Source organism: Acidaminococcus sp. HCP3S3_H5, assembly GCF_052122235.1.
Taxonomy (GTDB): domain Bacteria; phylum Bacillota; class Negativicutes; order Acidaminococcales; family Acidaminococcaceae; genus Acidaminococcus.
Genome location: NZ_JBQKCS010000006.1, coordinates 101,773 through 116,935 on the forward strand (window position 1 = coordinate 101,773; position 15,163 = coordinate 116,935).

Here is a 15,163-nt window from a genome sequence, read left to right on the forward strand (position 1 = left end):
TGGAGCGCTTACAAGAACTGAGGAGTGATATACTTGCTGGAAAACCTGATGAAACTGGTCTTTGGTGACCCCAATAAGAAAGAATTGAAGGTCTGCCAGGGCTATGTGGATAAAATCAATGCGCTGGAACCGGAAATGGCCGGGCTCAGCGATGCCCGCCTCTGTGCCAAGACCCAGGAATTCCGGCTGCGGCTCACCAAAGGAGAAACCCTGGATGACCTGCTGCCGGAAGCTTTTGCCGTGGTCCGGGAAGCCTCCCGTCGGGTACTGGGGCTGCGTCATTTCGATGTGCAGCTGATCGGGGGCTGCATCCTCCACCGGGGGAACATCGCCGAAATGCGTACCGGTGAAGGGAAGACCCTGGTGGCCACCCTGCCGGCTTACCTGAACGCCCTGGAAGGCAAAGGGGTCCATGTGGTCACCGTCAACGACTACCTGGCCCGCCGGGACAGTGAAGACATGGGCCGGGTGTACCGGTTCCTGGGGATGAGCGTGGGGCTGATTGTCCACGACATGGATTTCCCCGCCCGGAAGGCAGCCTATGCAGCGGATATCACCTACGGCACCAACAACGAATTCGGGTTCGACTACCTCCGGGACAATATGGTGGTGTCCCTGGATCAGATGGTCCAGCGGCCCCTCCATTATGCCATCGTGGACGAAGTGGACTCCATCCTCATCGATGAAGCCCGTACGCCTCTGATCATTTCCGGTCCCGGGGAAAAATCCACGGATCTGTACAACATCATGGCGGATGTGGTGAAGAACTTCAAGGAAAAAGAAGACTACACCGTAGATGAAAAGCTCAAGACCGTGGCTCCTACCGAAGCCGGTATCGCCAAGGCGGAAAAACTCCTGGGCGTAAAGAACATGTACGACCCGGAAAACGGCACGGATCTGTCCCATCAGCTGATGGAAGCCCTGAAGGCCAAGGCCCTGATGATCCGGGACCGGGACTATGTGGTGAAGGACGGGGAAGTCATCATCGTGGATGAATTTACCGGCCGGCTCATGTACGGCCGCCGGTATTCCGAAGGGCTGCACCAGGCCATCGAAGCCAAGGAACATGTGAAGGTGGAACGGGAAAGCCAGACCCTGGCCACCATCACCTTCCAGAACTACTTCCGGATGTACGACAAGCTGTCCGGCATGACCGGCACCGCCAAGACGGAAGAACAGGAATTCCAGAAGATTTACGGGCTCAGCGTCTACGTGGTGCCCACCAACAAACCCAATATCCGGATCGACTACCCGGATGTGATCTACAAAACCAAGAAAGCCAAGTACCGGGCTGTGGTGAAGGCCATTGAGGAACTCCATTCCGTAGGCCGGCCGGTGCTGGTGGGGACCACTTCCATCGCCCAGAGCGAGGAACTGTCCGCCATGCTGAAGAAAAAGGGCATCCAGCACAATGTGCTGAACGCCAAGTATCATGAAAAAGAAGCGGAGATCGTGGCAGATGCCGGCCAGATGGGGGCCGTGACCATTGCCACCAACATGGCCGGCCGTGGTACGGATATCACCCTGGGCGAAGGGGTGGCCGAACTGGGCGGTCTCCACATCATCGGTACGGAACGGCACGAATCCCGCCGGATCGACAATCAGCTCCGGGGCCGCTGCGCCCGTCAGGGGGATCCGGGTTCCACCCGTTTCTACCTGTCTCTGGAAGACGACCTGATGCGGCTGTTCGGTTCTGACAACATTTCCGGGATCATGGACAAGCTGGGGATGGACGAAGACGAACCTATCGAACACAAGCTGGTGACCCGGTCCATCGAAAACGCCCAGAAGAAAGTGGAAAGCCGGAACTTCGACATCCGGAAACACGTGCTGGAATATGACGATGTGATGAACGAACAGCGGGAAGTCATCTACGACCAGCGCCGGAAGATCCTGGAAAAGGCCGATCTGAAGGAAACGGTCCTGGGCATGGCGGACCACATTGTGGACCGGACCATGGATATGTACGCTCCCAAAGAAGCCTACAGCGAGGACTGGGACATTCCTTCCCTGATCAAATACGCAGAGGAATTCTATGCACCTCAGGGCAGCCTGAAGGCTGACGAACTGGCCAACATGAGCCGGGAAGAACTGGAGGAACATCTCCACAAGGTGGCCCACGATTACTACGACGAACGGGAAACCGCCATCACCGCTCCCATTATGCGGGAACTGGAAAACCTGGTGATGCTGAAGGTGGTGGATACCCACTGGATGGAACACCTGGATGCCATGGATGCCCTCCGGGAAGGAATCGGGCTCCGGGCCTACGGCCAGCGGGATCCTCTGGTGGAATACAAATTTGAAGCCTACGACATGTTCGAAGGCATGAAGGAAGCCATTGTGGACGATGTGGTCCGGTACATGTACCGGGTGAACGTGGTGACCCAGCCTACGGTGGAAGACCACCTGTCCAACGCTTCCGTGAATAACCCCAATGTGGACGGTACGGCGGAAGGTGCTCAGACTCCTGCGGAAATCCACGGGGAAGGAAAGCCGGCAGGGGCTCCCCGGCAGTAAGAGCGCCCGGGGACAGCATTCCCCGAATCCCCGCTGGGGGAGACAAAAACGGATGCACCAAACGGAGCTGGGGAAACCCGGCTTCGTTTTTCCCATTTTACCATTACGAAAAGAAAGGGCTGGAAAATCTTGTTACTGGAAGAACTGAAACCGGCAATCACCCAATTGAAAGATAAACTGGAAGAACTGAAGGGCGGTCTGAAGATTGCCCAGAAGGAAGAGCGGATCGAAGACCTGGAACACCAGATGGCGGCGCCCGGGTTCTGGGATGATCCGGACAAGGCTCAGACCGTGGCCCAGGAAGCCAACAACCTGAAAAGCGAAGTGGAGACCTACCACGGGCTGAACCAGAAGTTGGAAGACGTGGAGACCCTCTGGGAAATGGCCATGGAGGAAAAGGACGACAGCCTCCAGAGTGAAATCGAAAGCGAAGTGGAAACCGCCCGGAAGACCCTGGCGGACTTGGAACTGGGCATGCTCCTCAGCGACCAGTATGACGCCAACAACGCCATCCTGACCCTCCATGCCGGGGCCGGCGGCACCGAAGCCCAGGACTGGACCAACATGCTGCTGCGGATGTACACCCGGTATGCGGAACGGAAGGGATTCTCCGTGGAACTGCTGGATGTACTCCCCGGGGAAGAAGCCGGGGTGAAAAGCGCCACCCTTACCATCCAGGGACACAATGCCTACGGGTTCCTGAAAAGCGAGAAGGGGGTCCACCGTCTGGTGCGGATCTCTCCCTTCGATGCCAACGCCCGGCGGCACACCTCTTTTGCCGCAGTGGATGTAATGCCCGAACTGGACGAAACCGTGGAAGTGAACCTGAACATGGACGATGTGCGGGTGGACTACTACCGGGCCAGCGGTGCCGGCGGACAGCACGTCAACAAGACTTCTTCCGCTGTCCGGATGACCCACCTTCCCACCGGGATCGTGGTCCAGTGCCAGAACGAACGGAGCCAGCTCCAGAACAAGGAACGCTGCCTGGCCCTGCTCCGTGCCAAACTGTATGAATATGAAAAGGCCATCCAGGACAAAAAGATTAGCGAAATCGCCGGGGATTACCAGGCCATCGAATGGGGCAGCCAGATCCGGTCCTATGTGTTCCAGCCCTACACCATGGTGAAGGACCATCGGACGGGAGCGGAAACCGGCAACATCCAGGCGGTGATGGACGGGGATCTGGACCTGTTTGTGGAAGCCTATCTCCGCAGCCTGAAACACTGAGAGGTGGTCTGACACCATGAAAACCTATCAGAAACTGTTCCTGGCTCTGGTGGGCCTGGGACTGGCCGCTTCCCTGTGCCTGAACTGGCAGCGGATCCAGGTGGAACGGGCCAACAAAACCATTGAAACGGTCATGGAATACAACAGCCTGGTGCGCATGGCCCAGGAGGAAGGAGTTCCCAAGGAGCAGGTGTTCAAGGAGTTCCGGGACCGGGGGGTGACCACCCTGACAGTGTTCGACACCAGCCTGGACAAACTGGCCCAGAAAGGGTCCGTGAATGTGCTCACCGGGGCCCAGCTCCTGGAACTGGCCCGGGTCCAGCAGCTTCGTCCGGAATGGCAGGCCATTGTGGACAATCCGGACTTTATGGTGGATGCCCTGTACATTTCCGCCGGGACCAGTGAACGGGCCCTGAAGGAAGCAGAAGAGGACATCCGGCTCCGGTTCGGGAAAGAACGGATCGTGGAACTGAATGCCTCTCCCCTGATCCTCCGGTTCGACGGGGATACCATCATCAGCAAGAACCCCATTGCCGGGGACGAACGGGGCGTCCGGGAAATGGACCTGGGGCCGTCCACCGATGAGCTCCAGGATGTGACGAAGAACGGCTTCATGGTGGCCATCCGTCCCACCAACTACTGTGAACGGTATACCGCAGCCGCCGCCAGCGAAGAGGAACAGATCAACGCCTTCTTCCGCCGGCTGGATGACAGCGGGGCCAAAGTGAGCCTGATCATCGGCAGCGGCAAACAGATGCTGGGGAACAACAAGTACCTGCCTCTGGTGGCCAAAAACCTGCTCCAGCGGCACATTACCATGGGTATGGTGGAAGGGGTCACCCAGCTCCAGTTCGTAAAACTGGAAGGGATGACCGAACTGGCCAGACTGGCCAACTATCAGGTGGCCCGGACCTATGTGATCGCCGATGCGGAACAGCGGAAAATGCAGGTGTTCGATGCCTTCCGCCGCTGGTCCCTGGCGGATGAGGAACGGAACATCCGGGTGAACTACATCAAGACCTTCCTGACTCCCCGGGACAACAAGACCCTGCTCCAGACCAACCTGGACTATGTGGACCGGGTGACCAGGGATGTGGCCAGCAAGGGCTTTGCCACGGGGCCGGCGGATATTTACAAGGTATACCAGCCCAGCCGGCTGTGGTACATTCCCATGGCCTTCTCCCTGGCCGCCGCCTGGTGCCTGTATTTCCTGCTTTTGGGGGTACTCCCTGAAAAGCATTATGTCAAAGCCACGGGCATTTTCGGGGTGCTGGTGACTGCCGGCCTTTTTGCCGGACCCCTGGGGCTCCTGGCCCGTCAGGGCGTGGCCTTTGGGGCTGCGGTGATCTTCCCGGTGCTGAGCATGCACCGGATGATGGGGATCTGGCGGAAAAACGGATCCCGGGGCAGCCTGGGGGCTTTGGCTCTCCGGACTTGTGTCCATCTGTTTGAAACCATCGTCCTGTCCCTGATCGGGGCGTCCATGGTGGGAGGCATACTCAGCGATACCCGGTTCCTGCTGGAAATGGATATCTACCGGGGGGTAAAGGCCACCTTCATGCTGCCGGTGGTCCTGACCTGCCTGCTGTTCCTCCGGACCCATGGTCTGTGGCAGCAGGGAGAAGACTGGCGGAAGCCTTTCCGCCGGGTGCTGGGCTTCCTGAACCAGCCTCTGAACCTGAAGGCCCTGTGCATCCTGGGCATCTTCGCCTTTGTGGCCTGGGTGTTCATCGGCCGCAGCGGCCATACGGCCGGGGTGCCGGTGCCTGCCATTGAGCAGAAGCTCCGGTTCTTCCTGGAAGAGACCATGTGGGCCCGGCCCCGGGAAAAGGAATTCATGATCGGCCATCCGGCCTTTTTCCTGGCCGCCTGGGCTGCCTGGAAAAAGCTGCCCACCTGGTTCTACGGACTGTGCGTCACCGGGGCCGCCATCGGCCAGGGCAGTGCCGTCCAGACCTTTGCCCACATGCGTTCGCCCATTCTCATGAGTTATGTACGGGCCCTGGACGGATACGGAGTGGGGCTGGTGGCCGGGCTTATTGCCCTTGCCATCTTCGCCCTGGCGTATCCCCATGTGGCAGCGTTCTGTGCAAAGAGGAGGAATCCCTTTGGGTAAGATCCTGATTTCCGGCTATTACGGGTTTTCCAATGCCGGAGACGAGGCCATGCTCACGGCCATTGTAACCAGCCTGAAACAGCAGGATCCCCAGGTGGAGCTGACGGTGATCTCCGGGAATCCGGAAGTCACCGCCCGGCTCCATCCGGTGAAGGCGGTCCATCGGTTCGACCTGCCTGGAATCTGCCGGGCCATGGCCGGGACGGATCTGCTCCTTTCCGGAGGCGGCAGCCTGCTCCAGAACGTGACCAGCCGGCTGAGCCTCTACTATTATCTTTCCCTGATTGCCCTGGCGGCGGTCATGGGGAAGAAAATCATGCTGTTTGCCCAGGGCATCGGCCCCATCCGGGGCTGGTTCAGCCGCCGTCTTACCCGGCTGGTGTGCCGGCAGGCGGATCTGATCACCGTCCGGGACGACGGGTCCCTGGATGATCTGAAATCCATGGGCTTTGATCCTGCCGCCATCCATGTGACCAGCGATGCGGTGTTCTCCCTTCCGGAAGGCCGGAAACAGGAGGGCCTCCGGCTCCTGGAAAAACTGGGGGTGGATCCTTCCCGGCCTCTGGTGGGCTTTGCCCTCCGGCACTGGAAGGGAGAAAAACGGTTCGTACGGGAATTTGCCCGGGCGGCGGATGAACTGAAAAAGCGGTTCCAGGCCCAGATTGTCTTTGTGCCCCTCCAGTTTCCGGCGGACGGGGAACTGTCCAATCAGGTGGCGGAGGCTATGGAAAACCGCCGGGATGTGTTCATCCTGGACCAGAAATGTTCCACCCAGGGATACCAGGACCTAATCAGCTGTCTCCATCTGCTGATTGGCATGCGGCTCCACGCCCTGGTGTTTGCCGCCATCAACGACGTTCCCTTTATGGCCATTTCCTATGACCCCAAGGTGGACCGGTTCGTGGATGGCATGAAGGGGACGGTGGTGGATACCATCGGCCAGGTGACGGCGGAAGAACTGACGGCCATGGCCGAAAAACTCTGGAACTCTGACGGCCGGCAGGGACGGGAACAGATCCGTGCCCTCCGGGAAGAAGCCAGAGCCAATATTGGAAGGGCCCTGGCCCTTTTGGCCCGGTGACAGATGTCCACGGGCCTTTTTTGGACCGGGTTTTCCAACCTATGAAAATACAGGAGGAATCCCATGCTGGAAATGCGTCATGCAGGCAAGGTCTATCCTGGCGGGGCGGTAGCCCTGGAGGATATCAACGTACATATCAAACCGGGAGAGTTCGTGTTCCTGGTGGGCCCCAGCGGGGCCGGCAAATCTACCTTCATCCGGCTGATCTCCCGGGAAATCGAACCCACTTCCGGGCAGATCCTGGTGGACGGAGTGGATGTGATGAAACTGAAGCGGGGGGACATTCCCTATCTCCGGCGGCAGCTGGGCATCGTCTTCCAGGACTTCCGGCTGCTCAACGACCGGACCGCCTATGAAAACGTGGCCTTTGCCATGCAGGTGATCGAGGCCCCCAGCCACAAGATCCGGCAGCGGGTCAATGAAGTGCTGGAACTGGTGGGCCTGAAGGGCCGGGGGGACAACTATCCGGGAGAGATGAGCGGGGGCGAACAGCAGCGGGTGGCCATTGCCCGGGCCATTGTCAACGACCCTCTCTTGGTGATCGCTGATGAACCCACTGGCAACCTGGACCCGGAAACCAGCAAGGAAATCATGGAAATCTTCACCCAGATCAACAGCCGGGGCACCACCATCCTGATGGCCACCCACGACAAGACCATGGTGGATTATATGCAGAAACGGGTCATCGCCCTGGAAAACGGGCGGCTGGTCCGGGATGACCGCAAAGGAGTTTACGGGTATGAAGTTTAGTACAAAATGGTATTACATCAAGGAGACCTTTACCTCTCTGAAGCGGAATTCCCTGATGAGCATCGCCTCCATCAGCACCGTGGCCCTGTCCATCCTGGTGCTGGGGATGTTCCTCACCATGGTGCTCAATGTGAACAACCTGGCCAGACATCTGGAGAACCAGGTCCAGGTCACTATCTATATGGAAGACAGCGCTTCCGCCGACCAGCTGAAGCAGATGGAAAAAGTGCTCCGGAGCACCCCCGGGATCGTGAAGGTGACGCCCCGGACCAAGGAGCAGGCCCTGGCGGATTTCAAGAGCCGTCTGGGAGAACAGCAGAAGCTGCTGGCGGCCCTGGGAGAGGACAATCCCTTCCCGGCCTCCTTTGAGATCCAGGTGGACAATCCGGAACGGATTCCCCAGCTGGTGCCCCAGTTCCAGCAGATGCCCGGGGTGGAAACCGCCAAGTTCGGCCAGGAAGTGGTGGAACATCTGTTCCAGCTGACCCGGGTGCTCCGGATCGGCGGGGTGCTGCTGATCGTGCTTCTGGCCATTGCCACCCTGTTCATTATCTCCAACACCATCCGGATCACCGTGTTTGCCCGGCGCCGGGAAGTGAACATCATGAAATATGTGGGGGCCACTGACTGGTTCATCCGCTGGCCCTTTCTGCTGGAGGGGATGATCATGGGCTTTGTGGGGGCGGTGATCGCTTCGGCAGCCCTGTACAAAGGGTACAATGCCATCCAGGCCAAGATCTACGGGACCCTGGCCTTCTTCCCCATGCTGCCCAGCTGGCCCACCATGGGCTGGCTCTGCGGGGGACTGGTCTGTGTGGGGACCCTGATCGGGGCTCTGGGCAGCAGCATCTCCCTGCGGAAGTTCCTGGATGTGTAGGAGGCGGTGGGGATGAAGAAACAAGCAGCCCTTGCTGCCGCCCTCCTTTTGCTGGGGACCCAGCTGTCCGCTTCCGTTTCCTGGGCGGAAACCATTGAGGAGAAGCGGGCTCAGCTGGACGAGATCCAGCAGCAGATGGGGGAAAAGGACGCCCAGCTGGAAGAAAAGAAAAAAGAAATCGGCAATGCCATGGAGCAGCTGATCCTGACCCAGGAAGAACTGGCGGAAGCCAAGCGGAAGCTGGCGGCCATCGAGGCCCGGCAGCAGGCTCTGGAAATCAAGATCCGTCAGAACGAGGCGGCCCTGGCAGCCAAACAGAAGGAATATGACAAAAGCCGGGCGGTGTACAAAAAACGGCTCCGGGACATTTACGAAAACGGCCAGGTGAACTATCTGGATGTGCTGCTGGGAGCGGCGGATTTCCGGGATTTCTCTTCCCGGATGTACCTGCTCCAGCGGGTGGTCCGCCGGGATTTCAACCTGATCGACCGGCTGGAGACTCAGCGGGAGGAACTGCTGGCGAAAAAGGCGGAACTGGACGACATCAAGAGCCAGCTGGCAGCTGCCCATGCGGAAGGCCAGAAGGAACAGCAGATCGTGGCACAGAAGACGGTGGAACGGCAGAAACTGTATGAACAGGCTCTGGCGGAAAAAGCCCAGCTGGATGCGGAATATGAAGAACTCCAGCGGAACAGCCAGGAAATCACCGCTATGATTCAGCGGATGGAACAGGAAGGCCGGATGATGCCCCAGGCAGGGGGCACCGGCCAGTTGGCCTGGCCGGTGAACGGGGAGATCACCTCTCCCTTCGGCTGGCGGGTCCATCCCATCTGGGGGACCCAGATCTTCCATGCAGGGCTGGATATCGGAGCCGACTACGGGGATCCGGTCCATGCTGCGGACAGCGGTACCGTGGTGTACGCTGGCTGGATGGGCGGCTACGGCAATGCGGTGATGATCGACCACGGCGGGGGCATGGTGACCCTGTACGGCCACAATTCTTCCATTACCGTGGGAGAAGGGGAACAGGTGAGCAAAGGGCAGACCATCGCCCTGGCCGGCAGCACCGGCAATTCCACCGGACCCCACTGTCATTTCGAAGTCCGTATCCACGGAGAAGTGGTCAGCCCCCTGCAGTATCTGCCGTAAGCAGGAGTGCAGAGAAAAGAGTAAAGAGCAGAGAAAATTTCTGCATTCGGTGGCAAATGCCCGGCGTTTGCCTTCCAGCGGCCAGTGACAATTGACCAGTGACCAGTGACAGGGATGCTGCCGGGCAGCATCCCACAGAGGCAAACTATGTTCAAAAAACGCTATACAGCCCCCCAGATGCTGGGGGTATTCTTCCTGTCCCTGGGTGTGTTCAGCGGCGGGACCTATTATCTGATGAAAAACTGGATCGGAGACCCGGGAGCCCTTTTCCAGATCGTCCGGACCATGCACCTGATCCAGGAACATTATGTAGGGGAAACCGATCGGAAAGCCATTTATGACGGGGCGCTCAAAGGCATGGTGGGGGTCCTGAACGATCCCTATTCCACCTACCTGGACAACCAGGACTTCCAGGCCCTGTCCACCATGACCGAAGGCCATTTCGGCGGGGTGGGCATGGTCATGGGCCAGAAAAAGGACAGCCAGTTCGTGGTGGTGGCTCCCATTGAGGACACCCCTGCCTACAAGGCCGGCATCAAAGCCGGGGACATCCTGCTGAAAATCGACGGAGAAGACCTGTCCGGCCAGACTCTGAACCAGGTGGTGAAAAAGATCCGGGGGCAGGACGGATCCCAGGTGACCCTGACCCTGAAACGGGGAGAGGAGGAACCCCGGGATGTAACCGTTACCCGCAGCGACATCAAGCTGAAAAGCGTGTACAGCCGGATGGATGAAAACGGCATCGGGTATATCCGGGTGACCAATTTCAACGAGGATACAGGCAAAGACTTCGGTGCCAGCCTCCAGGATCTCCGGGACAAGGGGATGAAGGCCCTGGTACTGGACCTGCGGGACAACCCGGGAGGCCTTCTGGAAAGCGGTGTGGAAGTAGCCCGGTACCTGGTGCCCAAAGGTCCCATCGTGTCCGTTACGGACAAGGACGGGAACACCCAGACCGAATCCTCTTCGTTGGAAAAAGTGGACTTCCCCCTGGCGGTACTGGTGAACCATGGCACCGCCAGCGCGGCGGAAATCGTCTCCGGCGCCATCCAGGATACCGGATCCGGGAAAATCTTCGGGGTGAAGACCTATGGCAAGGGTGTGGTCCAGAATATTTTCCTCCTGAGCAACAAAACCGCCGTGAAGCTGACCGTGGCCCGGTATTATACCCCCAGCGGCCGGAGCATCGACAAGGTGGGCATCGAGCCGGACCAGGTGGTGGAAGCCGCCAATGAAGAAGGAAGCAACCAGCTGCAGGTGGCGGAAGCCTATCTCCGTCAGCAGCTCCAACAGTAAGGGCAAGGAGCGTGGATTATGGAAATCATCAATACCCTGACCAGTCAGATCGCCGTTTGGAAAAATTTCCTCACCGGTGCCGCGGGAACTCTTCCCACCGCACCCATGCTGAAAACCGGGGCGGAAGTCCTGCTGGGCCTTCTGGTCCTGCTGCTGATCGCCTACCGGTTCCGCACCCACCAGGTGCGCCGGGAACGGAAGATCCGCTACCGGATCGGCCGGATGATCGCCCATCTCTGTGATACCTATGACAGTCTGGAAGATGTGGACTGGAAGAAGCAGAAGGCCTACCGGTACCATTTCGTGGACGGAGACCTGAAAATCGACCAGCGGGACATTGAGGGAATCGGGGACCTGATCGGACCCCTCCATCCCAGCGACGGCCTGAAATACAACGAAGACTATATCAAAGGGGCCATCGAAAAGGCCATGAAGACCTGCTCTCCGGTGGAATTCATTGCCCGGGAAAAAGGCGCCGACGGTACTTTCCATTGGAAGGCCTTCCTGTTCCAGGGAGTCAAGAATGACAAAATCCACAGCCGCAGCTGCCTGCTGCTGAAGCGGGATGTGGATGACAGCCGGTCTGCAGAAATGGAAAAACGGGCCCAGCTGAGCCTGGACATGAACGAAGCCCGGAAGGCCGCCCAGGCCAAAACGGAATTCCTCAACCGGTTCAGCCAGGATACCCGGGAAGCCCTCCGGGATATTATGGGGAATCTCAGCCTCACCCGGGAGGAAATGGATCCGGGACGGCGGAAGGATTATCTGGACGAAAGCCAGCAGGAAGCCCGGTATCTCATGACCATGATCGAAGACGTTAAGGAACTGTCCGACATCGAAAACGGCACCCTGGAAATCCGCAGCGAGGAATTCAATGTGGATGAGACATTGACCAAACTGAACCAGCTGTTCCAGAAAGAAGGGGAGAAACGGGGCATCACCTACGACTGCACCGTGGAACCTCTCTTGTATCCCAACCTGATCGGGGACGAAAAACGGCTGGAACAGGTACTGCTGAACCTGCTCACCCATGCTCTGCTGTTTACGGACCGGGGACAGAAAGTCCTTTGCGCCGTACGGCAGAAACTGGTGAAGAACAAAAAAGTTGCCATGGAATTCACCGTGCTCTGCGCCGGCATGAAGGTGCCCCAGGAAATGGTGGAGAAAGCCTTCCTGCCTTTTGAACTGACCCGGCAGGTGGGCAGCGCCAAAGTCCACGGAGGCCTGGGCCTGGTGGTGACCCAGCGTCTGGTGACCCTGATGGGGGGACAGATCCGGGCGGACAATGCGGAAGGCCGGGGCATGCGGTACATCATCGAACTGCCCTTTGATTTTGCAAGCCACGTGAAATAAACGAAAGGAAGTACATACAGGATGCTTCATATTGGATGTCATTTGTCCTCCAGCAAAGGATTCGCCGCCATGGGGAAGACGGCCCTTTCTATCGGAGCGGATACTTTTGCCTTTTTTACCCGGAATCCCCGGGGCAGCAAAGCCAAGGAAATCGATCCCAAAGATGTGGAAAAATTCCAGGCCCTCTGGGAGCTCAACCGGACCATCCCTCTGGTGGCCCACGCTCCCTATACCCTGAATCCGGCTTCTTCCAAGGAGGATGTGCGGACTTTTGCCCGGGAAACCATCGCCGATGATTTGAGAAAGCTGGAGGCGGTGCCCGGGAACTATTACAACATGCACCCGGGGAACCACCTGGGACAGGGGTCGGAAACAGGCATCGCTCTCATTGCCCAGTGCCTGAACGCCGTGCTGGATCCGGATCTTTCCACCACCCTGCTCCTGGAAACCATGGCCGGGAAGGGGACGGAAGTGGGCCGGACCTTCGGAGAACTCCGGGCCATCATCGACCGGCTGGACCATCCGGAAAAAGTGGGGGTGTGCCTGGATACCTGCCATGTGTGGGACGGAGGGTATGACATCGCTTCTGATCTGGACGGAGTACTGGAAGAATTCGACCGGACCCTTGGGCTGGACCGGCTGAAAGCCATCCATCTCAACGACAGCAAAAATCCCCTGGGAGCCCACAAGGACCGGCACGAGAAACTGGGCCTGGGATGCATCGGACTGGATACCCTGAAAAACGTGGTGAATCATCCGGCCCTCCGGGACCTGCCCTTTATCCTGGAGACCCCCAATGAACTGGCTGGCTACCAGGCGGAAATCGCCCTGATGCGCCAGGCAAGAGAAGAGAGGGACGGCCAATGAAGATCACCACTCACCAGGCCACTGTCTGCGGCCTGCTCCTGGCCCTGACCCTGGTGCTGAGCCTGCTGCCCCTTTACCGGATGCCCTACGGAGGCACCATTACCCTGGGGGGGATGCTGCCCATGATGCTCATAGCCTTTGTGTACGGGCCCCGGGTGGGAATCATGGCCGGGTTCGTGTACGGGCTGCTGAACCTGCTGCTGAACCCCTACATCCTCCATCCGGTCCAGGTGCTGCTGGATTATCCCCTGCCTTTCATGGCCCTGGGTCTGTGCGGATTCTTCCCTCAGCGGCCCTATCTGGGCATGGCCGTGGGGGTGGCCGTCCGGTATCTGTTCCATTTCCTTTCCGGGGTGGTGTTCTTTGCCAGCTATGCGCCGGCCACCATGTCCCCGGCAGTTTATTCCCTGGTGGCCAACGGTTCCTATCTGCTGCCGGATCTGGTGATCTGCATGGTGCTCTACCGGCTGCTGCCCATTGAGAAATTCCGGCAGATGATGTAAAAAAGCTTGCAAAATAATATCCCTGTGGTATAATAATCAAGTAACCAAAGTAGAGGCCACCTGCTTCTCACCTTGCGGCAACGCTCGACAGGGTCAGTGATACGGATTTGCAACGGGTGGACTTTGGTTCGCCCGTTTTTATTTTATTGTCTGTCTAACCTATTGGAGGTGAACGTCATAGCAAAAGATGAACTGCGGATCAATGAAGCCATCCGCGCAAGAGAAGTTCGTGTAAATTCTGCGGACGGGGAACAGTTTGGAATCATGTCTCTCCATGATGCCCTGCACCTGGCCGAAGAAAAGCATCTGGACCTGGTGGAAATCGCTCCCAAGGCCAAACCCCCGGTCTGCCGGATCATGGATTACGGCAAGTATCTCTATGAACAGCAGAAGAGAGAAAAAGAGGCCCGGAAGCGCCAGAGAATCATCGATGTGAAGGAAGTCAAACTCCGGATCCGCATCGAAGACCACGATTTCGAAGTAAAGACCAAGAATGCCATCCGCTTCTTACAGGGCGGTGACAAGGTAAAAGTTACCATCATGTTCCGGGGCCGGGAAATGACCCATCCGGAACTGGGTGAACAATTACTGAATAGAATGGCTGACCAACTGCAGGAGATTGCCACTGTGGAAAGAAAGCCGAAGCTGGAAGGACGCAACATGATCATGATCGTTGCTCCCAAAAGTGCCAAATAACAAGGAGGATGTCCAATCATGCCGAAAATGAAAACCCGCAGATCTGCTGCTAAACGCTTCAAAGCCACCGCTACCGGTGAATTCAAACGTGGTAAAGCTTTCCGGAGCCACATCCTGGAACACAAATCTCCTACCCGTAAGAGAAACCTGCGTAAAGCGGGTCTGGTCCACAAGACCGACCACGAACGTGTAGCCAAGATGCTGCCGTACGCATAATTTCACTGTTTGAGAGATTTCAGAGATTCCAAGGAGGAAATAAACAATGGCAAGAATTAAAGTCGGCGTAACTGCCCATAGACGTCATAAACATATCCTGAAGCTGGCCAAAGGCTACAGAGGTTCCAAGAGCAAGCTGTTCAAAAAAGCCAATGAAACCGTCATGAAGGGCCTGATGTATGCCCGTCGTGACAGAAGAGCCAAGAAACGCGAATTCCGTCAGCTGTGGATCGCCCGGATCAACGCTGCTACCCGGGCCAACGGCCTGAGCTACAGCCGTTTCATCTGCGGCCTGACCAAAGCCGGCGTTGTGCTGGACCGGAAAGTCCTGGCCGACATGGCTGTAAACGATGCCGCTGCTTTCGCCAAACTGGTGGAAACTGCCAAGGCTGCTCTGTAAGAGAGAAATCAGGAAGCTGTCTGCGTAACAAGCAGGCAGCTTCTTTTTTTTTTGTAACAAATGATACATGAAATTATATGTATTCATAATCAGTGAAAAAATATGCACA

At 57.8% G+C, this 15,163-nt stretch carries 14 protein-coding genes; all 14 read left to right on the plus strand.

The features are described 5' to 3' along the window. Window positions 1-48: 48 nt before the first annotated feature. The 14 genes from secA to rplT all read left to right on the plus strand — a co-directional run bounded on the left by secA (window position 49) and on the right by rplT (window position 15,054). On the plus strand, window positions 49-2,520 hold the full coding sequence (secA, locus tag ACTQY5_RS08490) for a preprotein translocase subunit SecA (RefSeq protein ID WP_353844354.1): 2,472 nt from the start codon (window positions 49-51) through the stop codon (window positions 2,518-2,520). 129 nt (window positions 2,521-2,649) lie between these two features. Further along, the gene (gene prfB / locus ACTQY5_RS08495; RefSeq protein ID WP_022488369.1) at window positions 2,650-3,750 is read left to right on the plus strand and encodes a peptide chain release factor 2; all 1,101 of its coding nucleotides are present in this window, start codon (window positions 2,650-2,652) and stop codon (window positions 3,748-3,750) included. Window positions 3,751-3,766: 16 nt separating this feature from the next. Continuing rightward, window positions 3,767-5,866: a DUF5693 family protein gene (locus ACTQY5_RS08500; RefSeq protein WP_154487932.1), complete on the plus strand. Its 2,100-nt coding sequence runs from the start codon at window positions 3,767-3,769 to the stop codon at window positions 5,864-5,866. After that, window positions 5,859-6,947, plus strand: coding sequence for a polysaccharide pyruvyl transferase CsaB (gene csaB / locus ACTQY5_RS08505; RefSeq protein ID WP_022488371.1), 1,089 nt, complete (start codon window positions 5,859-5,861; stop codon window positions 6,945-6,947). Before ACTQY5_RS08500 ends, csaB begins: the two co-directional genes overlap by 8 nt. A 63-nt stretch (window positions 6,948-7,010) precedes the next feature. Beyond that, window positions 7,011-7,697, plus strand: coding sequence for a cell division ATP-binding protein FtsE (gene ftsE / locus ACTQY5_RS08510; RefSeq protein ID WP_154487931.1), 687 nt, complete (start codon window positions 7,011-7,013; stop codon window positions 7,695-7,697). Beyond that, entirely contained in the window at window positions 7,687-8,574 is an 888-nt protein-coding gene (ftsX, locus tag ACTQY5_RS08515; RefSeq protein ID WP_022488373.1) for a permease-like cell division protein FtsX, read from the plus strand. The genes ftsE and ftsX overlap by 11 nt, the downstream gene beginning before the upstream one ends. Window positions 8,575-8,586: 12 nt before the next feature. Then, on the plus strand, window positions 8,587-9,723 hold the full coding sequence (locus ACTQY5_RS08520; protein WP_441369072.1) for a murein hydrolase activator EnvC family protein: 1,137 nt from the start codon (window positions 8,587-8,589) through the stop codon (window positions 9,721-9,723). Window positions 9,724-9,870: 147 nt separating this feature from the next. Then, window positions 9,871-11,019: a S41 family peptidase gene (locus tag ACTQY5_RS08525; RefSeq protein ID WP_154487930.1), complete on the plus strand. Its 1,149-nt coding sequence runs from the start codon at window positions 9,871-9,873 to the stop codon at window positions 11,017-11,019. Window positions 11,020-11,037: 18 nt separating this feature from the next. Next, on the plus strand, window positions 11,038-12,372 hold the full coding sequence (locus tag ACTQY5_RS08530; protein ID WP_022488376.1) for a sensor histidine kinase: 1,335 nt from the start codon (window positions 11,038-11,040) through the stop codon (window positions 12,370-12,372). A gap of 21 nt (window positions 12,373-12,393) precedes the next feature. Continuing rightward, window positions 12,394-13,239, plus strand: coding sequence for a deoxyribonuclease IV (locus tag ACTQY5_RS08535; RefSeq protein ID WP_154487928.1), 846 nt, complete (start codon window positions 12,394-12,396; stop codon window positions 13,237-13,239). Then, entirely contained in the window at window positions 13,236-13,742 is a 507-nt protein-coding gene (gene thiT, locus ACTQY5_RS08540; protein ID WP_022488378.1) for an energy-coupled thiamine transporter ThiT, read from the plus strand. Before ACTQY5_RS08535 ends, thiT begins: the two co-directional genes overlap by 4 nt. A 162-nt stretch (window positions 13,743-13,904) precedes the next feature. Beyond that, entirely contained in the window at window positions 13,905-14,438 is a 534-nt protein-coding gene (infC, locus tag ACTQY5_RS08545; protein WP_154487927.1) for a translation initiation factor IF-3, read from the plus strand. A gap of 18 nt (window positions 14,439-14,456) precedes the next feature. Next, window positions 14,457-14,654: a 50S ribosomal protein L35 gene (rpmI, locus tag ACTQY5_RS08550; protein ID WP_022488380.1), complete on the plus strand. Its 198-nt coding sequence runs from the start codon at window positions 14,457-14,459 to the stop codon at window positions 14,652-14,654. Between the two features lie 46 nt (window positions 14,655-14,700). Next, window positions 14,701-15,054, plus strand: coding sequence for a 50S ribosomal protein L20 (rplT, locus tag ACTQY5_RS08555; RefSeq protein WP_022488381.1), 354 nt, complete (start codon window positions 14,701-14,703; stop codon window positions 15,052-15,054). Window positions 15,055-15,163 lie beyond the last annotated feature (109 nt).